A 24,135-nucleotide genomic window follows, 5' to 3' on the forward strand; every position below is an offset into this window, starting at 1 on the left:
CAAGCGATGCGCATGACAGGTACCCTAAAAAACATTAGCCATTTGAAATTGGCTGAAGAACAGTTAAAGCTATTTAAACGCTCAATTGAAACTATTTCCGATGGGGTGTTTATCACAGATACCGCATTTAAATTTATATCGGTTAATAATGCGTATTGTAAATATACCGGAGAAACCAGAGAGCAAGCACTTGTTAGCTACCTGACCTTTCATCAATATCCCGGGGCTTTTACCGAAGAAGTTAAAAAAGCCTTAAGACAAAAAGGCAACTGGTTAGGTGAAGTAGAGTCTCGCCGAACTGATGGTGAAAAGTATGAAATGGAACTAAACATTGATGCTATAAGCGATGAAGACGGTAAAATAAGCCATTATGTAGGGGTATTTTCGGATATAACGACCCGTAAAACCACAGAGAAAGAGCTGTTAAAACTCGCCAATACCGATCCACTGACAGAATTACCCAATCGCTCCTTTTTTCAAGCCAGTCACAACAATATTGTGCGCAGGGATACGCATCACGCGCTGATTTGTTTGGATATGGACAACTTTAAAAAGATTAATGACTCTTTAGGCCATCAAACAGGTGACATCCTAATAAAACAAATTGCGAAACGTTTACAACGTATTGCGGGTACTGACGCCACTTGTTATCGCCTTGGCGGCGATGAGTTCAGTATCCTTATTGATAAGGGCACTGATGTTCACCGCATTACCCACTTTGCGCAAACTATATTAGACAATATGGCCCGCCCGTTTTTAATCAATAAACAAGAGTTTGTGCTCGGTGCCAGTGTGGGTATTGCTTTTTATCCGGAAGATGGCAGTACACCGCAAGAGTTGTTGAAAAATGCAGATACTGCGATGTATTTTGCTAAAAATGCAGGAGGCAATAAGTATCAATTTTTCAGTGGCGAAATGAACCAAAATGCAGTTCGCCAATTACAAATAGAGAACTTAATCAGGCATGGTCTAAAAGAAGACTTATTTACGGTGTTCTATCAACCGAAAGTAGATATCGCCAGTGGTAAATTAGTTAGTATGGAAGCCTTGGTACGGTATGAGCACCCAGACAAAGGTTTAGTTAGCCCTTCTCAGTTTATCCCTTTGGCCGAAGAGACAGGGCAAATAATCGAAATTGGCGAAGTGGTTTTACGTAAAGCCTGCGAAGAGACCAAACGCTGGGTGGATGCGGGCCTCTTTACTGGACGAGTGGCGGTCAATATCTCTGCTCGTCAATTTGAGCTACCTGATTTAGATGAGCGGATCATCAGTATATTGCAGCGCGCAGGCCTATCGCCCCTGCATTTAGAATGTGAGATCACTGAAGGTACTTTAATGCAAAACCCTGAAAGTGCCCTACGTATGATGCAGCGTTTACGTGAGCGAGGGATCCACCTTGCCTTAGATGACTTTGGCACCGGTTACTCGTCATTGGCTTATCTTAAACGTTTCCCAATAAACACTTTAAAAATTGATAAAGCATTTATTGATGATATTGCAACAACCAGTGAAGACAGGCATATGACGCAGGCCATCATTACTATTGCTCATAACCTTGGATTAAAAGTTGTCGCTGAGGGTGTGGAGCATGAAAACCAATTGTCAATATTACGTCGGTTTAAATGTGAGATGTTACAGGGCTATTTATACAGCAAACCCTTAAGCTCTGTACGCTTTGAACGCTTGTTAAAAGAAAACCATGAACTAAATAAAATCATTTATAAAAACGAACGCTAAAAATCACAAAGCATTGATTTTTAAAAATTTTCATCTTCATTCACGTTAATATATAGCAAATAGAAAAATTTATTTAAGGTAAAATTTACGCTCAAAGCAAAGCTGGCACGCTTCTCGCTAAAGTATTATTGACTGACAAAAATATGTCGGCAAAAACGTCAATAATATAAATAATAGGAAAGCAAAGATGTTGAAAGCTTATGCAGTAGCAGTAGTACTCGCCACCACGGCCCCCGTAGCAGTTAAATCTGTTGAAGGTTCTCAGGCTCCAGCAAAAACAGAAACAACCAGCCAGCTTGACACCACTAAAAATGGTATCAAAACGGGTACGATTCGTTTTTATGGTATCAAAACTGGAACAATTCGCTTTTAAGGATGAAGCATCAATATCAGCGTCTTTCCTCGGAATTGACCTAAAAAAAAGAGAGCCTAGGCTCTCTTTTTCACAATTAGCGATTAATGATAGGCTATGCCAGCCATACAACACTCTGTAAACCTCGAGATTTTAATAACGTCATCCGTTGCTGGGCTTTTAACAAGGGAAAAGCCATTGGCCCGAGAGCCAAGCCAACACATGCCCACATTTTAGCTCGCAAGCCCGTCTTATACGCCTGAACATAATACAAGACACTACATAAAATCGAACAAAGTATATAAGCAATCACTGTTTTCTCTCTGGGGCAATAAGTTGCCGTTTGTTAAACAAAAGGAGTACCAAATTATCCGTAGTAGCCCTTAAAACTCAAAACGCGCGCATTCTAATGGTTAATAAAAGCTTACGCCAGTTTTTTGCATATTTTTTAAACACGGTGCAGGTGCAAACTTATCACCATACAAGCCTTGGTAATGTTCTAATCTGGCAACGACATGCTCAATACCTAAATTATGCATGTATCTAAAAGGACCTCCTAAGAATGGTGGGAATCCAATACCAAATATGGCGCCTATATCCCCATCTCTAGCATTTCGAATAACGCCTTCGTCAAGACACATCGCGGCCTCATTTAACATGGTCAGAACACACCGCTCTGCAATCTGGGCCTGACTAATTGTTGAGTTAGGGCTTAAGCTTAGTAAGGTGTATATTGACTCATCGACCACCTTTCCTGGTTTTTTGCCCGAGTAAAGATAAAAGCCTCTTTTATTCTTTTTACCTTTTCGGTCATCCGCTAAGACTTTATTAAATGCCTCTGGCGCGGCAAATCGCTCACCGAACTGGGCCTGTAGAATAGGAATAATCTTAGTACCTACATCGATGCCAACTTCATCTAACAGCTTAATCGGACCAACAGGAAAACCAAATTTCACCAGCGCTTTATCAATTTTTTCTATCGGCTCCCCACTTAAAATTAACTCTGCAGCTTGGTTCATGTAAGGCGCCAAAATACGGTTAACATAAAAACCAGCGCCGTCTTTAACCACTATGGGAGTTTTGCCTTGACGCTTAGCTAAATCCACCGTGGTTGATATAGTTAAATCAGACGTTGTTTCGTGAGCAATAACCTCAGCTAAAGGCATCTTATCTACAGGAGAGAAGTAATGTAGACCAATAACTTGTTCTGGTCGTGCGGCTTTGGCGGCAATTTGGCCGATAGGTATAGAAGAGGTGTTTGATGCGAAAATCGTATGCTCAGCACAATTTTCTTCAATCTCAGCCACCATTTGCTGCTTTAAGTTTAGATCTTCAAACACAGCCTCAATGACCACATCAAGGTCACTATAACCGGAGTAATCTACCGTTCCTGTTAACAGAGACAGTTGCTTTTGCATCTGCGATTTAGCCATAAAGCGTTTTTTGACCTTTTTATTAAGTAAGTCATAGCTGTACTTAATCGCATTTGCGATACCCTCAGGCCGAATATCTTTAATTCTTGCAGGCAATCCCGCTTTTGTAGCCGTAACAAAAGCGATACCACCGCCCATAAGACCCCCGCCTAACACGCCTATTTTACTCAGCTTACTGGGTGCGACACCTTGCACACCGGTCTCTTTTTTCATCTCGGTGGTAGCAAAAAACAAACTTCTTAATGAAGCAGATTCAGGCGTCATAACGAGTTTGCCAAAATTACGTGCTTCCACTTGCAGGCCTTTTTTCACGCCCTGATTTAAGCCTGTTTCGATACAATCAATGATCAGATCAGGTGAAGGATAATTGCCTTGGGTTTTTTGTGCAGTTTGTTTACGGGCTTGACTGAACATGAGATTACGGCCAACTGACGTACGTTCTAAAAATTGTCCCATTACGTCGAGCTTGGGCTTACTGCGAGTAGTTTTAGGTTTTTTCGCCATTTCGATAGCCACATCAAGCAATATGGATTGCGGGACCATATCATCCACAATGCCATATTTAAGCGCTTGTTTGGCGCGCACTGAGGCACCAGTTAACATCATTTTCATTGCTTGCTGCACACTAATTAGACGTGGCAATCTTTGTGTCCCCCCGCTGCCAGGCAACAATCCAAGTTGCACTTCAGGTAAACCTAATTGAGTTTTGTCGCTGTCTGAACATACGCGGTAATGACAAGCCAATGCCAGTTCTAGGCCTCCACCTAAGGCCGGACCATGGATCGCCGCAACAAACGTTTGCGACATCTCTTCAATCCGTTGAAACATGGCTTGCCCACCAGCAGCGATAGCTTCAGCATCTTCGGCACTTTGGCACGCAGCTAACATACTAATATCAGCACCTGCCACAAATGAGTTAGGTTTTCCGCTTATTACTACTACACCTTTAATGCTTTTATCGGCGTTAATTTGCTGTAATACAGTATCTATTTGCTCGGCAAATTCGACTTTAAGCGTATTCATCGACTCCCCCACCACGTCCATGGTGAGAATGGCTATACCATCATCGCGAGTAGCTAAACTAAATGCGCTAGGATGAGATTCTATATTTTGAGTTTGCTCTGTCATTATTTTGCCCTTATTCAGTTTCGACGATCATAGCGGCAGCTAAGCCACCCGCGGCACAGGCGGTCAGTAAGCCAGTGCCACCACCACGACGATTTAATTCGTTTAACATCTGCGTAATCATACGCGTACCCGTTGCAGCAAATGGATGACCGTAGGCCAAAGAGCTACCCATCACATTGAATTTACTCATATCCACTTCGCCAATTGCCTTGCTACGGCCAAGTTTCTCTTGCGCGAATTTATCACTGGCAAACATTTTTAAATTAGCCAGAGTTTGCGCCGCAAAAGCTTCATGCATTTCAATTAATGTGAGGTCTTGCAGTGTCATACCCGCTCTGTCCAATGCCATGGGAGTCGCATAGGAAGGGCCCATCAACATGTCTTCCCAAACATCAATGGCAGCCCAAGCATAGCTCTTCAAATACCCTAGCGGCTTATAACCCAAGGCTTTTGCTTTGCTTTCTGTCATCATGATAATGGCTGAAGCACCATCGGTTAGCGGGGTAGCATTTGCTGCGGTTACTGAACCGTGCTTCTTATCAAACACCGGACGTAACTTCGCATAGCCTTCAATCTTTGAGTCAAAACGTATGTTATTGTCACGCTCCAGCGCCCCTTTAAAAGGCTCTGCATAGGCTGTCATCACCTCATTAGCAAGCTTACCTTCATTCCAGCTTTGCGCTGCTAATGTATGAGAACGATGAGCGAGTTCATCCTGTGCCTGACGACTGATATTGTGGGTTTTAGCCATTTGTTCAGCCGTTTGCCCCATAGACAAACCTGTCGAATACTCTGCTACAGCTGGTGGTACTGGCAACAGGTCTTTAAAACCCAGTTTTTTCAGCACCCCCCACTTTTGTCCTAAAGTCTTGGTTTTTTGTAAATCGGTTAAAGCTCTCGCCAGATTTTTTGACACACCAATGGGTGACACAGAAGTTGAATCAGCTCCACCTGCAATACCTACACTAATATTTCCGGCCATCATCGATTCGGCAATGCTCACTGTAGATTGAAAACTGGTGGCACAAGCTCGCGACACGCTGTAAGCATCGGTATGTACGTTCATACCCGTGCCTAACACGATTTCTCGGGCAATATTGGGTGCTTCGGGCATTTGTACTACTTGCCCGTATACCAATTGCTCTATTTCCAAGGGGGATAGGTTATTGCGAACTAACATCTCGTTGACGACCATTTTACCTAAATCGACGGCGGGAACTCCGTGGAAATAGCTAGCCATTTTGGCGAATGGAGTGCGTAATCCAGCGACAATCGCTATACGGTCGCCCTGTCTAGTTGTGACGTTTTGCTTTGTAGTCATGGTATGCCCTTCGAATTAGTGGTCTGACCTGTTGTGTATCACAGATTGTACAGGGATAATTTTAGTTGTTCAAGCGAGCCTGCTTGGCTTTAAAGTTAGACCAATAAAAAACAATAGGCCTTCTAAAGTACCGAATTTTGGCCAAATAGTAATCGCGTTCTTTTCAGCGCTTAGCGTCGTCGATGAAAATGCTGCTTTTACTATATTGAACTGAAGGTACTGCTAATATGCTGAACTAATTAGGACTTTGTAACATTGTTTTTCAGAAGGGGAACCCTATATAGGTTAGCATTGTCAGTACAGCAGCTTAAAATAGCAGTGTGTTACACACCATGCTGTTCACCCGTTAGTTAGAAGGAAGTATAAGAAAAGATGGCAAGAGCTCAGTTTTCTCAATTGCAAGCCTACCTTGATACTCAAGTAGTGGGCCAACAAACCTTGACACAAAATATCCTCTTAGCGTTATTAGCCGATGGACATCTGCTTGTTGAAGGCCCACCGGGCCTAGCTAAAACGAGAGCAGTTAACGCCCTTGCTAAGGGAGTCGAAGGTGATTTTCATCGCGTGCAGTTTACGCCAGACTTGCTCCCTGCTGATTTAACCGGTACTGATATTTACCGACCAGAAAACGGCAGCTTTGTTTTTCAACAAGGTCCCCTTTTTCACAACCTGGTATTGGCTGATGAAATCAATCGAGCTCCAGCAAAAGTGCAGTCTGCACTCCTTGAGGCGATGGCTGAAAGACAAATAACGGTAGGCAATAAAACCTATGCTCTACCTGAGCTATTTCTAGTGATGGCAACGCAAAACCCCATTGAACAAGAAGGTACGTATCCGTTGCCAGAAGCTCAGCTTGATCGTTTTTTAATGCATCTTGAAATCGACTATCCAGGCGCTGAAACAGAGCTAGAAATTTTACGGCTTACCCGCAACGAAGCGCTGCATACCAATATGATTGAAGCTCCTAACCTCACTCAAGCTGACATATTCAAAGCTCGCCAAGAATTATTAAAAATTCACTTAGATGAAGGTTTAGAAAAATATTTAGTACAACTCATCATTGCGACCCGTCAACCCGATAAATTTGATAATGACTTGGCTAACTGGATTGAATTTGGTGCAAGTCCACGGGCAACCATTGCTCTGGATAAATGCGCGCGCGCCCATGCTTGGCTGATGGGACGTGATTTTGTTGGCCCAGATAATATACAAGCGGTGTTTCACAATGTATTGCGCCACCGATTAATACTGAGTTACGAAGCAGAAGCAGAAGGTATAAATCGTAATCAGGTACTGGATAAGATTTTGCAACTCGTGGCTGTTCCTTAGGCGTCATACGGAAAAGGTAAAACGATGTTGGATGTTGAAAATTGGTTGTCGGCCCATCAGAGTGATGGCATCAATCTTGGTATACGAGAGCTCATTTACTATCAAGGTAAAACGAGTTTAGTTAATTTATCACCACGTAAAACTGTGCAAGCCAAATTGGCAGGTGCCTATTTGGCAAAAACTAAAGGCCGAGGCATGGAGTTTGATGAAGCTCGGCATTATCAAGCGGGCGATGATATCCGTGCTATTGACTGGCGAGTTACCGCTAGAACCGGTAAAACCCATACAAAAATCTATCGCGAAGAAAAAGAGCGCCCCGTTTTTGTATTAGCCGACTTGTCGTCAAGCATGCAGTTTGGCACGCAATTACTGTTTAAGTCAGTTCAAGTGGCGCATTTGAGTGCCCTACTCGCTTGGGCTGCGCGCAAACGTGGCGACCGTATTGGCGGACTAATTTTTAATCAGTTTCAACATATTGAGTGTAAACCGCTAACCCGTCAAAAAGCCGTTTTGTCGCTTCTAAATAGTTTGATAAAAGTCCAAGCACAGTCGATTGATGCACAACAAAATGATACCTTCCAATCAAAACAAACCGCTCAAGGTGTTACTTTTGCTGATGCCTGCGCCCGCATCCGTCGTTTAGCCCATCCAGGAAGTTTGGTTTTCATTTTAAGTGATTTTAGTCAGTTAAACGAATTGGCTAAGCAACATATTTCTCAGCTAAGCAGGCACTGTGAAGTGGTTGCTTATCCAATGAGCGATCCCTTTGAACACGAATTACCAAAAGTAAAAATAAGCCAGCGTGTCGCCCTGACTAATGGCGTTGAACAACAACACTTAATATTAGGAGAACAAAGCACGGAATCCCGTTACTTTGAGCAGCATCTCGCCTATTTTTCTTCTATTGAACATGTACTTAAGCAGTGTAAAGCACAAGTGGTGCCTATCAGTGCAGGCTTACCCTTAGAATTGCAACTCAATCAGTTTTCTCGGACAAGCTCATGAACAACTCATTGTCTGAATTAAAAGACATTCATATCCCAGACACAGTCAACTTTTGGCCACCTGCATATGGCTGGTGGTTAGTGGCATTTTCCACTTTAGTGCTGCTGAGTCTAATCGTTGTATTGTTGATTAAACGCCATATGCGCGGCCGAGCAAAACGCCAAGCCAAACAAGAGATAAGAGCACTTTCTTTTGAAAGCGGAGCATGGCGCCTTGGCTTAAACAGTATAGTAAAACGCGTATTGATGAGTTACTACCCAACTTTGCCTGTGCAACAACTTTACGGTGAGCACCTTAGTCAACTTTTAAGTTTAACCTTGCCTACCAGCAAACAAGCCCTTTTTAAGCAACAAATGAGTGAATTTCAGCAGCGTTTGTATCAAGTGGGCGCTGATTCAGAGGCGGATTATGAAAAAGATAAACGCCTCGTTTTGGCTTGGATTAATTCAGCAAAACTCTCCAACAGAAAAGTCGCACTGAATTTAAGCCGCTGGAGTGAGCAACATATTCATCAGCGACAAGGAGCAAGCCATGTTTGAGTTTGCTTGGATATGGGTGCTACTTGCGCTGCCCTTGCCTATTGTTGTTTATTTATTACCTGCTCGACAGGAAGTGCAGCCCGCAGCGTTAAAAGTGCCGCATTTAATAAAAGGGTTCTCAGCTGACCACATCAGTAAAAAAACCAATAAAATACGAATACTCATCGCCGCGGTCGCTTGGTCCGCCTTAGTAATAGCCGCTGCTCGCCCTCAATGGCTTGGCGAGCCAGTGAATATACCCGCTGAAGGTAGAGACTTGATGATTGCAGTCGATCTTTCCGGCAGTATGAAAATGGAAGATATGGAAGTGAATGGCCGCCAAGTAGACCGACTACAAATGATCAAGTATGTTTTGAGTGACTTTATTGAGCGCCGAGTCGGTGACCGCTTGGGCCTAATTCTTTTTGCCGATACCGCCTATTTGCAAGCCCCGCTTACTTATGACCGCGATACTGTCAACCAATTACTCAAAGAGTCTTTGATAGGATTAGTGGGTGAACAAACCGCCATTGGTGATGCCATTGGCCTTGCGATCAAACGTTTCAATGCCAGAGAAGAGTCTAACAAAGTCCTGATTTTATTGACGGATGGCCAAAATACCGCTGGTAACATCACACCCGAACAGGCAAATGAATTGGCGATTAACAACGAAGTAACTGTTTATACTATTGGTGTTGGTGCCGACAAAATGATGATGCAAAGCTTTTTTGGTAGTCGGCAAATTAATCCCTCTCAAGAGTTGGATGAAGATATGCTGACCCAAATAGCCACCTCTACTGGTGGTCAATATTTTAGAGCCCGCGATGTGGCTTCGCTGCAAAATATTTACGCCAAACTGGATGAGCTTGAGCCGATTGCCAGAGAAAGTCGCCAAATGCGCCCCTTGCAAGCCCTGTTTTATTATCCTTTGGCGCTATCACTTCTTTTGACCGTATTACTGAGTTTGTATCAGATACTGTCAGCCAAAGGCATTACCGCGCGCTTAGGGAGGACTAAGTAATGAGTGAGTTTTTACTGCAACTACAAGACTTTCACTTTTTACGAATTCAATGGCTATGGGCACTTGTCCCCCTTTTTATCATTGCAATCTTATTAGCTTATTTTAGTAAACAGCAAACAGGCTGGCAGTCTGTACTGGCGGGACACCTATACAAACATCTTGTTAGTCATGGTACACAAAAATCTCACAAATACCCTTTTGGATTACTCGTTCTTGGTTGGTTGTTAGCAACACTTGCGTTAGCCGGCCCCACTTGGGAACGCTTGCCACAACCCGTTTTTCAGTTAAACACCGGTAAGGTGGTACTAATGGATATGTCTATGTCGATGCGAGCGACTGACATCAAACCAAACCGCTTGACTCGCGCAAAATATAAGGCCATTGATTTAGTCAAAAAATTAACCGAAGGTGAAACAGGTTTAGTGGCCTATGCAGGAGATGCATTTACCATTAGTCCGCTTAGCAGTGATGGGCAAAATTTAACGGCGTTGATTCCCAGCTTAAGCCCCGAGATTATGCCGATACCGGGTAGCGACCCAGTCTTGGGTTTGCAAACTGCGTTTGATCTCCTTAAAAGCGCGAATTATCAGCAGGGAGATATTTTTTGGATAACTGACGGTGTAGATAATCGTCAATTAAAAGAAATCAGCGACCTATTAAACAAATCAAGTTATCGCTTATCTATCTTAGCGGTGGGTACTGAGGAAGGTGCCCCGGTACAAACACTCAATGGGGAGTTATTAAAAGACTCCAACGGCGCTATTGTGATCCCCAAACTACCTACCAGCAATCTGCAAACTTTAGCCAAACAAGGTGGAGGCCGCTATGCTCCTTTACAAAGTGATGATAGTGACATTGACTATCTAGTGAATCAAACCCTGCTAGACAATAATGCTGGCGAGCAAGAATCTGCTGGCGATGATAACTTTGGTGATAAATGGCAAGAATTAGGACCTTATTTACTTCTCTTGCTGCTTCCCTTGGCCGCTTACAGCTTTCGAAAAGGCTTAATCCCTGTTTTTCTCATCGCTTTTGCTCTACCGATGTATGCGCCAAAAGCGGAAGCAGGTTGGTGGCAAGACATGTGGAAAACCAAAGACCAACAGGGTTTAGAAGCCTTTCACGCCGGAGAGTTTAAACACGCGGCAGAGACCTTTGAAGATCCGTTGTGGGCAGGCTCGTCTCTATACAAAGATGAAAACTACGAACAAGCGCTAAAGGCATTTAGCCAAATAGATAGTATCGATGGGCGCTATAACCAAGCGAATACCTTGGCACAGTTAGGCAAATATCCTGAGGCAATTGCATTGTATAAGGAGGTCCTTGCCGAACAAGCAGATTATCAAGATGCCTTAGCCAATAAGACCCTGTTAGAAAAACTGCTTGAACAGCAGCAACAGCAAGAACAGCAGCAACAAGACCAGCAAAATGAACAATCTGATCAACAAAATGACCCGCAGCAAAACCAAGACGGTGAAAACTCAGATCAAGATCAACAGAACCAACAAAATCAGGAGTCAGACCAACAGTCTCAACCTCAAGATTCAGAACAACAAAATCAAGATCAGGCTTCTGACAAGCAGGAGAGTCAAGATAGCAAGGCTGAACAAGAAAATACTGAAGCACAAAATAGCGATACACAGGGATCCCAAACTGATTCAAAAGAGCCCGAGCAACAACAAGCGCAACCATCTCAATCTGAACAAGAGCCAGAAAACGCTTCGCAAGAGGCCCAGCAACAGGCGATGGCTGAGCAAACTAAAGAGTTAACAGATGAAGAAAAAGAGCAAATGCAGCGCATGCAAACTTTACTAAATCGCGTGCCCGACGATCCGGCCTTTTTGTTAAAAAGAAAGATGCAAATAGAGGCGCAGCAACGTAAGCGTGAAAGAGTACCCAGCAATTTAGAGAGGAACTGGTAACCGTGAGAGCCATAAAATTATTAATCGTCAGCCTAAGTTTATTGCTGTTATATGTGACCAGCGTGAACGCTAAGCCCAATGAAGTGATTGCCAGTGTTGACAAAAATCCAGTGATGGCTGATGAGTCTTTTAATTTGACTATCACCGCCAACGACGATGTTGACCGCTCCGCATTTGATCCATCAATACTCATGAAAGATTTTGTAGTGGGTAGAACTTCCGTCAGCACCCAAACCCAAATGATAAATTTTAATACGACTCGAACCACAATTTGGACAACCGTGCTTATCCCGCGTAAAGAAGGCCGTTTTACTATTCCAGCTTTTGATGTCGGGGGTCAAAAGACCCAAGCTATTGAACTAATGGTGGTCCCTATATCGTCAAGCGGTGCGACTCAGGGTAGAGATATTTTTATTACAACAGAAGTTGATGTGCCAGAAGCGTATCTGCAACAGCAGTTACGCTATACGGTGAAACTGTATTTAGGCCAAGAATTACAAAGAGGCAGTCTTGCTAATCCGCGTTTAGAAAACGCAGACATTAGACAAATTGGTAAAGATAAAGAATACAGCGAAATAAAAGACGGCCGTCGTTACCGCGTCATTGAACGAACCTTCGCTATCATTCCCCAAAAAAGCGGTACTTTTACCATCGAAGGCCCTTTGTTTGAAGGTGAAATTATTGATAATTCACGTCAAAGTTTTGGCTTTTTTAATCGTAGTACACCGGTAAATCGCGTTGGACAAAGCCAAGCTATTACGGTTTTACCTATTCCTAGCGATTATCCTCATCATTGGCTGCCTAGCGACTTTGTGCAAATTAACGAAGAATGGCAAGGCAATCCTCAGCAATATCATGTAGGGGAGCCTATAACCCGCACTATCACGCTCACGGCAATTGGCGTTGTAGAAGAACAATTACCCGCTATCAATGGTGCTTACCCCAACTCTGTAAAATCCTACCCGGATCAAGCTGAAACCACCACGGTTGAGAAAGACCAAACATTGATTGCCCAGCGCAAAGAGTCGGTTGCGATTATTCCTAGTGAAGCGGGTCAGCTTGTGTTGCCTGCAGTGCAAGTCCCCTGGTTTAACGTACTCACTAAGAAGACCGAGTTTACGACTCTACCCGAAAAAACCCTAACGATTTTGCCGTCCCTTAACCAAAGTACTGCCCCTTTGCCTTTGAGTAATAATCCAGGCCTGATAGATGTTAAGGGGGCGTTGGAGCCAAGCAATGCGCAAGCGCCCAGTATTATCGAAACTGAGGCCGATCCGTTCTGGAAAGGTGTGAGTGCGGTATTATTTATTTTGTGGCTGTTGACCCTAGTACTAGGGTTTTGGTTGATAAAATCTCGCCCCCTGCAAGTCAGCAGCAAGTCAAGTAAAACAGCACAACAAAAACCGCAGACAGGCGATCAGTGGAGTATATTACAAAACGCCATCAAACAATCTGATGTCAAACAAATCACGTCATTATTAGGGCCATTTTTAGCTCGTTTCGTGGGGCAAGCCAATCTCACGCTAACGCAATCCCTGCAGCGTATCCAAGACCCTAAGTTAAGCAACGAAGTTAACCTGATGCTGGCATCGCAATACGGCCAAATGCCAAATACTTGGGATAACAAGGCGCTGCATGCAGCACTTAAACCTTATGTAAAAAGCCATGGAAACAAATCCAGGTCGGAACAGCATAATTTAAAACCGCTCTATCCTAGCGTTTAATCATCGGTGCTTTTGGTAGTTAGTAGGCACAACCATTGCCTACTAACTGCTCTGACATTCAATCTGAGCGACGGCTCATCCTAAAATTCACTGTTTCAAACTAGGCTAGCCCCATGGATTCACGCATAATACGTTCTATCTTCACCAGCTCGCGCTCGCATTTTTACCTTTATATTCCAACAGTGAGCTAAACAGTGGAAAAATTTATGTTTTGGCGAAAGCAAAATAAAGAAGCCTCGGTCTCTAGTGATATGGCAAATAAACAACAACGATATGAAGCATTAGTATTGGCATTGCACGCCGATATTTTTCGCTATGCGTATTGGCTAGTCAAAGATAAAGCGGTCGCTGAGGATATTACTCAGGAAACGTTCCTGCGCGCTTGGAAAAGCCTAGATACATTACAAGATGAAAAAGCAGCTAAATCATGGCTTATCACGATATTACGCCGGGAAAATGCTCGCCGTTTTGAGCGCAAACAATTTGATTTAGTGGATATCGATGATGTTGCCATTATTGACGAACAATTAAGTAGTGAAGTAGAAATAGAACATCGAGAATTACGCGCAATTATGAACGCCTTAAGCGATGAATATAAAGAGCCGCTTATGCTGCAAATTATATTTGGTTATTCAGGCGATGAAATCGCAGAACAACTTAATTTGAATAAGAATACGGTGATGACACGATTATTTAGAGCGCGCAATCAGGTAAAAGAGGCTTTAGAAAAAGCAAATGAGCACAGAGGACGCCAAAATGGATGAATTAGAATTTCGTCGAGCGGTCTTAGCTGATCCAAATGACAAAGAGCTTGCTAAGGCTACTGGCGACGATCTCAAAAAACAGGCTTTTGTAAAAGAAATTAAACAGCTAGATAAAAAAATTACCGAAGCAAGCAACATACCTGTACCAGATGGTCTCGCGCATCGTTTGTTACTTCGTCAAACTATGGCTGTTCATACTCAAAAACGTCAGCGGAGTCATTTTATACAATTAGCATTAGCGGCCTCGGTGGCGTTTATTTTGGGTATTAGTGTGACTCAATGGCAATTTAAAGAGGCTGCTAGCCTATCTGAATATGGTATTGCCCACGTCTTACATGAAGGCGACTATGCCTTAGGGGCAAGTGAAGATATTAGCTTGTCTCAAGTGAATGCCAAGCTGGCGCGATTTGGTGGTGAAATGACAGCCAATACCGGACAAATTTATTACGCCAACTTTTGCGATTTTGACAATATCAAGAGCCTGCATTTAGTTATGCAAGGTGATAATGGCAAAGTCAGTGTTTTTATTGTCCCCCACATGCAGGGGTATGCAATCGATAGCGCAGTAAAAGGTAAGTGGAACAGTGAAGCCTACGACCTGAGCAAAGCCAGCCTAGTGATTGTGAGTGATGTGCCATCCGATGTGGCTAAGATGAGAGATAGACTCAGCAAAAATATTCAGTTTTCGGCATAAACCGAAGATCGGTTCAGACTTTACCAGTTAAGCGATGGTAAAGCTGAACAGAGTATCGTTATTGCGACTTAAAATACATTGTGACGTGTTCGATCCCGCCATCGTCATACGACTCTCCTTTTGCCACAAAGCCTAGTTTTTCATAAAACTTTTGCGCCTCAAGTTGAGCAGAAAGGGTGATGTCAGCGCCCGTATTTTTTAAGGTGATATCGTTTATCATCAAACGCATCAGCGCCGCGCCTAGCCCTTTACCCCGGCTCAAATCCGAGAAGACAACGCGTTCAATACTAAAATGAATTAAATCTTGCGATTGACGAGTACGTGCATACCCAATGAGTTCGGCATCATTTTGCTCAGACGACCAGCACAAATAGTGCATGGCTTGTTGATCGAGCCCATCTAAGTCCGAATAAATACTTTGTTGTTCAATAATAAACACATCTTGACGTAATTTAGCCACCCTATAAAACTGCTGACAACTTAAATCTTTAAATTGAAGAGATTGAATATAATGCGTTGATTTTTGTAGAGAATTTTTCATACTGTTGCTAGCATGGCGTTCCGTACCACCTCGTTATGTTTTTTAGTATTTAACCATTGTCACCACAGTCAAACAATAGAGGTATAGATGGAACCCACAGTTTTTATTTCCCTAGGCTTGTACTTTGTTGTGGTACTGGCAATTGGCCTGTTTTCATTCAAACAAGCGAATACTGATGTTTCGGGCTATATGCTGGGTGGAAGAAGTTTAAGCCCAAAAGTTACCGCACTTTCTGCAGGTGCTTCAGATATGAGCGGCTGGATGTTAATGGGTTTGCCGGGCGCCATGTATGTGTCTGGCTTATCAAGTGGCTGGATTGCCATAGGTTTGACCTTTGGCGCGTATTTAAATTACGTTTTAATAGCCCCTAGGTTAAGGGTTTATACCGAATTTGCCAATAACGCGATTACTATTCCCGATTATTTTGAAAATCGTTTTAACGATAATAGTCATTTATTAAGGGTCATATCTTCTATCGTTATTATTGTATTTTTTGCGGTTTACACCTCATCAGGAATGGTGGCAGGTGGCAAGCTGTTCGAATCATCGTTTGGCTTAAGCTATAACCTCGGCTTGTACATTACCGCGGGTGTCGTCGTCGCTTATACGCTATTTGGCGGGTTCTTAGCGGTGAGTATCACAGATTTTGTACAAGGCTGTATCATGTTTGCGGCGCTTATTTTAGTCCCTGTGGTGACCTTGCTACACATTGGTGACTTACAATTGACTGGCGATATTTTAACCAAAGGTGATTACAGTTTTCTGGATGTTTTTACTGACGCTTCGACAGGCCAAAGTCTTACCCTACTGACAATAATATCGATGTTGTCTTGGGGCCTGGGTTATTTTGGTCAGCCGCATATTATTGTGCGTTTTATGGCCATTCGTTCAGTTAAAGATATCAAAACTGCCCGCATGATTGGCATGAGCTGGATGATAGTCACCTTAGTAGGTGCCCTATCTACTGGTTTATTTGGTATGGCTTATATTAAAAGTCAAGCGGGAAGCATTGCGGATCCTGAGACTATTTTTATTTATCTTTCTAATGTACTTTTTCACCCACTTGTCAGTGGCTTTTTATTGGCTGCTATTTTGGCAGCCATCATGAGTACGATTTCCTCACAACTATTAGTGACCTCCAGTTCGTTAACCGGCGATATTTATCAGTTATTTTTCCGCCGAAAGGCCAGCCAGCGAGAATTAGTTTTTGTCGGTCGTCTGTCTGTGGCTTTAGTGGCAATAGTAGCGATTTTATTGGCACAAGACCGTGATAGTTCTATATTGTCAATAGTGAGTAATGCGTGGGCGGGGTTTGGCGCCGCGTTTGGACCAGTGGTTTTACTGAGTTTGTATTGGCCCAATATGACCAGAACAGCGGCGATTCTTGGTATGGTAACAGGCACTATCACTGTGCTTATTTGGGTTTACGCACCTATCGCTATCAACGGTCAAAGCTTAAGTCAGTTAGTGTATGAAATTATCCCTGGATTCATTATCTGTAGTGTTACTATCGTGGTTGTGAGTGTATTAAGTAAACAACAAGATCAGTCTATAAAAGCGACTTTTGAACGAGTAGAACGAGAGTTTCACTCATAACAATTATCGGGCTCAACATGTCTGGTTTTTACTCAGCCATGTTGTAAGAGGAGTTCCAACTTGAGTTTTTACGCAGCTCGACAGCCTATTTTGAATAGAGATAAGTCCTTGTTTGCTTATGAATTGCTTTTTCGTCAAAGTTTAGAAAATGTTTTTCCTAAAATTAATGACAACCAAGCAACCGCTAAGCTTATCGAAGGATTACAATTCAATTTAGGGTTAGAAACCCTCACACAAGGTACACTGGCTTTTATTAATTTCACCCACGATACTTTGCTAAACGGCTACCCTTTATTATTGCCCAAAGAACAAATTGTGGTAGAAATTTTAGAGACAGCCAAACCAGGAAAACGTTTACTGCAAGCCTGCGTCGAGCTCAAAGAAAAAGGCTATATACTTGCCTTAGATGACTACGAACATGACCCCCTATGGCGACACTTTTTCCCTTATATCGACATCATCAAAATTGATTATGCCTTATCGTCAGAAGACCAAATAAAGCAGATTCTTGAGGAAGTAAAGCCTTACCCTAATATTAAACTTCTGGCAGAAAAAGTTGAAACTTACACTGAATATCAACACGCCCTAGAAATAGGCTGTGAATACTTTCAGGGCTATTTTTTTAGCAAACCGGAAGTCATTAAATCGATCTCTTTTCAGCCTTCCCAACTCTCCCTTGTTAATTTAATGGCAGAAGTGTGCAAGCCAGAGCCTAATATAGAAAAAATTTCCATCATTTTTGCCGGCGATGTCGAATTATCCTTTAAACTACTGCGTTATGCCCAATCACCTATTTTTAAGCGCGTTGCTAAAATCGAAAGCCTCAAGCAAGCGATCACAATGTTCGGTTTACTTGAATTAAAGCGCTTTATCTCATTGTTATTTACTGCACAATTTAGCCATGGTAAACCACAAGAATTAACGGTAATGGCCTTAGCAAGAGCACGGTTTTGTGAGCAAATGGTAAAAATGGATAAACAAGGTGCGGATCCCTCTTCTGCCTTTTTAATCGGTTTACTCTCTTTAATTGATGCCATGGTTGATACCAATATCGCAGAATTAATGGAAAAGTTGCCCATCGCACAGGCGCTCAAAGATGCACTCATTAAGCGTCAAGGTAAATTAGCTGAATACCTCGCCTTATGTGAATTACTTGAAGCAGCTGATTGGTGCAATGTTGAAACGTATTGCCAAGCATTAGACTTTAATTTAGACCACGTGTTGGCGCGCTTTCAACAGAGTTTGCAGTGGGCATCGGAGAGAATAAAGTTACTGTGAAATAAGTATCTGAACCTTACGCAGCCCGCAAAACACAACGACATTGTAAAAATATTGTTATAGATTAGGCATATATCTGAAAAGCTTTAATTTATAAGAATATAGCATAAATCTGTCTACTCACTCTCGGTTAATTCATGTTATGTTCTATACATAGAATTTATTGATATATAACTTAATCCAGTGTGAGAGTCATTATGCCTAACGCTATACCTAATGTTACCCATTTAAAACAACTTGAAGCTGAAAGTATCCATATTTTCCGCGAAGTCGCAGCTGAATTTGATAATCCCGTTATGCTGTACTCTGTCGGAAAAGACTCCTCTGTATTGTTGCATTTAGCAAGAAAAGCCTTTGCTCCTGGCAAGATCCCCTTTCCTTTGCTTCACGTTGATACCACGTGGAAATTCCACGAAATGATTGCCTTTAGAGATAAAATGGCGGAAAAACATGATCTCGACTTGTTGGTTCACATTAACCAAGAAGGTGTAGACATGAATATCAGTCCGTTTGTGCATGGTAGTGCCAAACACACAGACATCATGAAAACAGCCAGTTTAAAACAAGCCTTAAATAAATATAAATTTGATGCCGCTTTTGGTGGAGCACGTCGTGACGAAGAAAAATCACGAGCCAAAGAACGGGTGTACTCATTCCGAGATGATAACCATCGCTGGGATCCCAAAAATCAGCGTCCAGAGTTATGGAACATCTATAACTCCCAAATTAACAAGGGCGAAAGTATTCGAGTTTTCCCTATGTCAAACTGGACGGAATTAGATATTTGGCAATACATTTACCTTGAAAACATTGAGATTCCATCTTTGTATCTAGCCAAACCTCGTCCAGTGGTAGAGCGTGATGGTACGCTAATCATGGTTGACGATGACCGCATGCCCATGCTGCCAGGTGAAAAACCAGAAATGCGTTCAGTTCGTTTCAGAACACTAGGTTGTTATCCTTTAACAGGAGCTGTGGAATCAACGGCTGCTACTCTACCTGAAGTCATTCAAGAAATGCTGCTCACCAAAACCTCTGAGCGTCAAGGACGAGTTATTGACCATGATTCATCTGGCTCTATGGAAAAGAAAAAAATGGAAGGTTATTTCTAATGGCAACCAATATTGTTTGGCATCAACACGAGGTAGACAAATCTCGTCGTGCAGCAGCCAAAAATCAACAACCATGTGTCATCTGGTTAACCGGTTTAAGTGGTTCTGGCAAATCAACTATTGCCAATCTGCTAGAAAAAAAATTAGCGGAGCACCACAAACACACTTATTTACTTGATGGCGATAATGTACGTCACGGTCTTTGTGGCGATCTAGGCTTTAGCGACAAAGACCGCGTTGAAAATATTCGACGCATCAGTGAAGTCGCAAAATTATTTGTCGATTCAGGCCTGATTGTTATCACCGCGTTTATCTCGCCCTTTCAGCGAGATAGAGATTACTGTCGCGATTTATTAGCTGAAAACGAATTTATTGAAGTGTTTATTAATACGCCCATCGAAGAGTGTGAAAAACGAGATCCTAAGGGTTTGTATCAAAAAGCACGTCAAGGTGATATCAAAGACTTTACGGGTATCAGTTCTCCCTATGAAGCACCTGATAGCCCCGAGATTGAATTAGCCTACAGTGGCCAAACTGCAGAAGAATCAGCTGATCAACTTTTCACGCTGTTACTAGAAAAAGGATTTTTATCTGATGCTAAGTAGTGAATTAGTCGACAAAATTGTTGCAATAAGTCATGCCGCTGGCGATAAAATCATGGAAATTTATCAGCGTGATTTCAGTGTGTACGAAAAGTCTGATGAGAGCCCCTTAACTGAAGCCGATCTAGCCGCACATCACTGCATTGTAGATGGTCTTAAAGCGGTGTCAGACTTACCGATCCTGTCGGAAGAATCCGCTAATATTCCGTGGTCAGAGCGCAGTACATGGCAAGAATATTGGTTGGTTGACCCCTTAGATGGCACAAAAGAATTCATCAAGAAAAATGGTGAGTTTACCGTCAACATTGCACTCATTAAAAATGGCCAAGCCGTCTTTGGCGTAGTGTATGCGCCAGTACTTGCACAAACCTATGTGGGTGTTGTTGGCCAAGGGGCGTATAAGTTAACAAACGGGGCTCGGAAAGATATTACTGTCAAAGCCCATTCTGGCAATGAAAAGTGGTTAATTGTTGGTAGCCGCTCTCATCAAAGCCCTGAAATACAGCAATTTCTTGAAGCCTTGGGCGGCGAGTCAGAATTAGTTGCAATGGGAAGTTCATTGAAATTATGCCTAGTGGCAGAAGGTGCAGCTCATCTTTACCCCAGATTAGGCCCGACGTCCGAATGGGATACTGGAGCAGCTCAAGCCGTGGTGGAAGCCGCTGGTGGGACAGTTACTGTGGTAAATGCAGTGGCCACTGCTAGATCAAAAGATGCCCAAGCCTTACGCTACAACCAGAAAGAATCCGTTTTAAACCCTTATTTTTTAGTGAGTTATTGAATTATGAATAGCGAAAACACCTTACTTCAATCCGACATATTGGGTTATTTAGATCAGCACGAAAAGAAAGATATGCTGCGTTTTTTAACGTGCGGCAGTGTTGATGATGGAAAAAGTACATTAATCGGTCGATTGTTGCATGACTCAAAAATGATTTTTGAGGATCAACTAGCCGCTATTACGAAAGACAGTAAAAAAAGTGGCACAACAGGTGACAAAGTAGACTTAGCCTTATTAGTTGACGGTTTACAGTCTGAAAGAGAGCAAGGTATTACCATCGATGTTGCTTATCGGTATTTTTCTACTGACAAACGAAAGTTTATTATTGCTGATACCCCCGGGCACGAACAATATACTCGAAACATGGTGACCGGCGCGTCAAACTGTGATCTCGCCATTATTCTTGTAGATGCGCGTGCTGGGGTTAAAACCCAAACTCGTCGCCATTCTTTCCTCGTCTCTTTGTTAGGCATCAAGCACGTCATTGTTGCCGTCAACAAAATGGATTTGATGGATTATAGTGAAAGTGTGTACGAAAAGATTAAAGCGGATTATTTAACGTTCTCTAAACAGCTAAGCATTCCAGACATTCAATTTATTGCCTTATCTGCATTAGATGGTGATAACGTGGTAAACGTTAGTGAAAAAACACCGTGGTATAAAGGTGAAACCCTGATGACGATGTTAGAAAACATTAAAGTTGCACACGATCTTAACGTAGATGATTTTCGTTTTCCGGTGCAATATGTCAACCGTCCAAACCTTAATTTTAGAGGTTTCGCAGGTACGGTAGTATCCGGTCAAATTTCCGTGGGTGATAAAATAACCGCGCTTCCTTCAGGTAAACAATCAACCGTTAAATCCATCGTTAATTATGAAGGTGAACAACAAAGTGCACATACACCACTTACCACGACGCTAACGTTAGAAGACGAAATTGATATTTCTCGTGGCGACATGATTGTGAAATCTGACAATTTGCCGCTGCAAGGCAGTACCTTTGTCACAAACTTAGTGTGGATGGCTGAAGAGCCTATGATGCCTAATAAACAATATGGTTTTAAATTTGCCACTAAGTTTGTACCCGGTAGTGTGACTGACATCGAGTACCAAATCGACGTTAACTCTTTAGAGCACAAGCCCGCAATCAGGCTTAATTTGAACGAGATAGCTGTGGGTACCATAAAACTGACTCAGCCTGTGGCATGTGACGCTTACACGAAAAACCGTTCTACCGGGGCGTTTATTATTATTGATCGTTTAACCAATGGTACTGTGGGTGCAGGCATGATCCTGGATGTGGCAAAAGACGCAAGCACAAGCTCAGATAAGCACTATTCTGAATTTGAATTAGAATTTAATGCCTTGGTCAGAAAACATTTTCCACATTGGAATGCCACTGATATCAGTAAACTAGTCTAACCTTTCGGGATTATATGGACTTTAATCAATATCTGGTAATAGCCATTTTTGCCAGTACTATCATGGCGCTTATCCTCACCGATAAGCGCCCTTCTTCTATTTTTGCCGCTTCCATGTTGGCCTTAATTGTTGGACAGCAGCTCAATTTAAATCAAGTCATTAATAATTTAACTAACCAAGGATTAATGACGCTGATACTGTTGTTATTGGTCAGTAACGCGGTCGATAAAACCTCACTAATCAAACGATTAGGTCGGACATTGATAACTGCTAATTACACTCAAAGTTATTGGCGTCTATTTGGTTTAACCTTTTTTTCTTCCGCCTTGTTAAATAACACCGCCGTAGTGGCAAGTTTGATTGGCCCAGTGAAACAAAACCAACATCATTCATCTTCTAAGTTACTCATCCCCTTATCTTACATCGCGATATTAGGTGGTACCGTAACGTTGATTGGCACCTCAACAAACTTAATTGTAGATAGCTTTCTTATTGAGCATGGTCACGAGGGATTTAAATTTTGGGATTTTACCCTTTATGGCATGATTGCAGGCTTAAGCTGTGGATTGCTGATTTTTATCATGTCTTCATGGCTACCCGACATCGAAAATAAGAGTAATAAATACAATCACTATTTTATTGAAGCAAAGGTGGCTGTGGATTCAGAACTGGTGGGTAAAAGTGTTGAGGACAATCATTTAAGAAACCTACCTGAACTCTTTTTAGTAGAAATAATTCGTGAAAAAAACCTTATATCCCCCGTTTCCCCTGACCTTATTATTCAAGCTAATGACAAATTGATATTTTCAGGCAATGTGCAAAATGTCGGTAACTTAAGCCATATCAAAGGTTTGCATTTATTTGCAGAATCAAATGGCTTGTTGCGTGACAATTTAACCGAAGTCATTATTTCCAACAGAGCACAAGTCATTGGTTATAGCTTAAAAGCCATTGGCTTTAGGGCTTTATTTGATGCAGCCGTGGTGGCGATTAGACGAGATGGCGAATCTCTTTCTGGCAAGTTAGGTGAAATCAAACTGCAAGCGGGTGACTTTTTGTTATTAGCCACCGGCCCTGACTTTAATAAACGGCATAATCTTGCTAAAAACTTTTTCATCTTGTCTGAGAAAAAAATGCCGGCCAAACTCACTCCCTGGCAAGAGCGCATTACCCTAGGCGGTTTTTTAACCGTTGTCGCATTAGCGGCTACGTCGGTATTGTCTTTAGCAACGGGGTTGGTGTTTTTTCTCGCGCTGTTAGTTGTTTCAGGTGTAACTAATACCAATGAAGTGAAGAATAACTTACCAATCAATCTTATTTTAGTGATAGTAGGCGCTCTGAGCCTTGCCACTGGCTTAGAAAATACCGGTGTTATAGATTCACTTACCGAAGTGTTAGCACCTGTAATGACGAATGTAAGTCCATTTACGGCGTTAGTTGGTGTTTACCTACTGACACTATTGTTAACGGAAGTGGTCACCAATAATGCAGCAGCGGCCCTGATGTTTCCTTTTGCCTACGGTTTGGCTCAAGTCCTTAATGTTGATCTTATGCCATTTGCTTTAGCCGTGGCTTTCGCTGCCAGTGCCAGTTTTATATCGCCCTACGGCTATCAAACTAATTTATTGGTGTTCAGTGCTGTAAACTATAAATTAAAGCACTTTGTGAAAATGGGTCTACCTGTTTCCATTTGTTATTCTACGATTGTACTTGTCTTGTTGAAATTAACCTACCCGCTCTAAACCGCTAGTGGCAATCAACAAGGAGGTAAAAACGAAAATCGGCGCTTAACAACTGTATTACTAGCCTGTTAATTTAAAATAAGATCAACAGGCTAGTAGAAGCAACAAAACAA

20 protein-coding genes are annotated in these 24,135 nt (G+C 42.4%); 17 read left to right on the top strand and 3 right to left on the bottom strand.

Going from position 1 to position 24,135, the window contains the following annotated elements:
* On the top strand, nucleotides 1-1,737 hold a 1,737-nt coding region (locus tag NWQ57_RS02015; protein ID WP_306020305.1), incomplete at its 5' end, for a bifunctional diguanylate cyclase/phosphodiesterase.
* A 187-nt stretch (nucleotides 1,738-1,924) separates the two neighbouring features.
* Nucleotides 1,925-2,110: a hypothetical protein gene (locus NWQ57_RS02020; RefSeq protein ID WP_306020307.1), complete on the top strand. Its 186-nt coding sequence runs from the start codon at nucleotides 1,925-1,927 to the stop codon at nucleotides 2,108-2,110.
* 392 nt (nucleotides 2,111-2,502) lie between these two features.
* Here the strand turns inward: NWQ57_RS02020 and fadJ are convergent, their stop codons facing one another.
* Nucleotides 2,503-4,650 carry a fatty acid oxidation complex subunit alpha FadJ gene (gene fadJ, locus NWQ57_RS02025; RefSeq protein ID WP_306020308.1) on the bottom strand — a complete coding sequence of 716 codons (2,148 nt, stop codon included), beginning with the start codon at nucleotides 4,648-4,650 and terminating at the stop codon, nucleotides 2,503-2,505.
* Nucleotides 4,651-4,660: 10 nt separating this feature from the next.
* A complete protein-coding gene (gene fadI / locus NWQ57_RS02030; protein WP_306020309.1) occupies nucleotides 4,661-5,971 on the bottom strand; it encodes an acetyl-CoA C-acyltransferase FadI in 1,311 nt (436 codons plus the stop codon).
* A gap of 372 nt (nucleotides 5,972-6,343) precedes the next feature.
* On the opposite strand from fadI, the gene NWQ57_RS02035 reads away from it, so the two are divergent.
* The 8 genes from NWQ57_RS02035 (at nucleotide 6,344) to NWQ57_RS02070 (ending at nucleotide 14,948) form a co-directional block, all read left to right on the top strand.
* Nucleotides 6,344-7,300 carry a MoxR family ATPase gene (locus NWQ57_RS02035; RefSeq protein WP_306020310.1) on the top strand — a complete coding sequence of 319 codons (957 nt, stop codon included), beginning with the start codon at nucleotides 6,344-6,346 and terminating at the stop codon, nucleotides 7,298-7,300.
* A gap of 24 nt (nucleotides 7,301-7,324) precedes the next feature.
* A complete protein-coding gene (locus tag NWQ57_RS02040; RefSeq protein ID WP_306020312.1) occupies nucleotides 7,325-8,305 on the top strand; it encodes a DUF58 domain-containing protein in 981 nt (326 codons plus the stop codon).
* Nucleotides 8,302-8,844: a DUF4381 domain-containing protein gene (locus NWQ57_RS02045; RefSeq protein WP_306020313.1), complete on the top strand. Its 543-nt coding sequence runs from the start codon at nucleotides 8,302-8,304 to the stop codon at nucleotides 8,842-8,844. Before NWQ57_RS02040 ends, NWQ57_RS02045 begins: the two co-directional genes overlap by 4 nt.
* Nucleotides 8,837-9,844, top strand: a complete 1,008-nt coding sequence (locus NWQ57_RS02050) for a VWA domain-containing protein (RefSeq protein ID WP_306020314.1) — start codon at nucleotides 8,837-8,839, stop codon at nucleotides 9,842-9,844. Before NWQ57_RS02045 ends, NWQ57_RS02050 begins: the two co-directional genes overlap by 8 nt.
* Entirely contained in the window at nucleotides 9,844-11,766 is a 1,923-nt protein-coding gene (locus NWQ57_RS02055) for a VWA domain-containing protein (RefSeq protein WP_306020315.1), read from the top strand. The genes NWQ57_RS02050 and NWQ57_RS02055 overlap by 1 nt, the downstream gene beginning before the upstream one ends.
* 2 nt (nucleotides 11,767-11,768) lie before the next feature.
* Entirely contained in the window at nucleotides 11,769-13,490 is a 1,722-nt protein-coding gene (locus NWQ57_RS02060) for a BatD family protein (protein WP_306020317.1), read from the top strand.
* Between the two features lie 206 nt (nucleotides 13,491-13,696).
* The gene (locus NWQ57_RS02065; RefSeq protein WP_306020318.1) at nucleotides 13,697-14,254 is read left to right on the top strand and encodes a sigma-70 family RNA polymerase sigma factor; all 558 of its coding nucleotides are present in this window, start codon (nucleotides 13,697-13,699) and stop codon (nucleotides 14,252-14,254) included.
* The gene (locus NWQ57_RS02070; RefSeq protein WP_306020319.1) at nucleotides 14,226-14,948 is read left to right on the top strand and encodes a DUF3379 family protein; all 723 of its coding nucleotides are present in this window, start codon (nucleotides 14,226-14,228) and stop codon (nucleotides 14,946-14,948) included. The genes NWQ57_RS02065 and NWQ57_RS02070 overlap by 29 nt, the downstream gene beginning before the upstream one ends.
* A gap of 58 nt (nucleotides 14,949-15,006) precedes the next feature.
* Here NWQ57_RS02070 and NWQ57_RS02075 read toward each other — a convergent pair whose 3' ends face one another.
* Nucleotides 15,007-15,489 (bottom strand): GNAT family N-acetyltransferase, encoded by a 483-nt coding sequence (locus NWQ57_RS02075; protein ID WP_306020320.1) that lies wholly within the window; start codon nucleotides 15,487-15,489, stop codon nucleotides 15,007-15,009.
* A gap of 87 nt (nucleotides 15,490-15,576) precedes the next feature.
* On the opposite strand from NWQ57_RS02075, the gene putP reads away from it, so the two are divergent.
* The 7 genes from putP (at nucleotide 15,577) to NWQ57_RS02110 (ending at nucleotide 24,022) form a co-directional block, all read left to right on the top strand.
* Nucleotides 15,577-17,085: a sodium/proline symporter PutP gene (gene putP, locus NWQ57_RS02080; protein ID WP_306020321.1), complete on the top strand. Its 1,509-nt coding sequence runs from the start codon at nucleotides 15,577-15,579 to the stop codon at nucleotides 17,083-17,085.
* 60 nt (nucleotides 17,086-17,145) lie between these two features.
* Complete coding sequence (locus NWQ57_RS02085) at nucleotides 17,146-18,363, top strand: EAL and HDOD domain-containing protein (protein WP_306020322.1); 1,218 nt, start codon at nucleotides 17,146-17,148, stop codon at nucleotides 18,361-18,363.
* A 197-nt stretch (nucleotides 18,364-18,560) separates the two neighbouring features.
* Nucleotides 18,561-19,475, top strand: coding sequence for a sulfate adenylyltransferase subunit CysD (gene cysD / locus NWQ57_RS02090; RefSeq protein WP_306020323.1), 915 nt, complete (start codon nucleotides 18,561-18,563; stop codon nucleotides 19,473-19,475).
* The gene (cysC, locus tag NWQ57_RS02095) at nucleotides 19,475-20,080 is read left to right on the top strand and encodes an adenylyl-sulfate kinase (protein WP_306020324.1); all 606 of its coding nucleotides are present in this window, start codon (nucleotides 19,475-19,477) and stop codon (nucleotides 20,078-20,080) included. Before cysD ends, cysC begins: the two co-directional genes overlap by 1 nt.
* Entirely contained in the window at nucleotides 20,070-20,858 is a 789-nt protein-coding gene (gene cysQ / locus NWQ57_RS02100) for a 3'(2'),5'-bisphosphate nucleotidase CysQ (RefSeq protein WP_306020325.1), read from the top strand. The genes cysC and cysQ overlap by 11 nt, the downstream gene beginning before the upstream one ends.
* A 3-nt stretch (nucleotides 20,859-20,861) precedes the next feature.
* Complete coding sequence (cysN, locus tag NWQ57_RS02105; RefSeq protein WP_306020327.1) at nucleotides 20,862-22,280, top strand: sulfate adenylyltransferase subunit CysN; 1,419 nt, start codon at nucleotides 20,862-20,864, stop codon at nucleotides 22,278-22,280.
* A gap of 14 nt (nucleotides 22,281-22,294) precedes the next feature.
* Nucleotides 22,295-24,022, top strand: coding sequence for an SLC13 family permease (locus NWQ57_RS02110; protein WP_306020329.1), 1,728 nt, complete (start codon nucleotides 22,295-22,297; stop codon nucleotides 24,020-24,022).
* The last annotated feature ends 113 nt before the right edge of the window (nucleotides 24,023-24,135 follow it).

This window comes from Paraglaciecola sp., assembly GCF_030730205.1.
Lineage (GTDB): Bacteria > Pseudomonadota > Gammaproteobacteria > Enterobacterales > Alteromonadaceae > Paraglaciecola.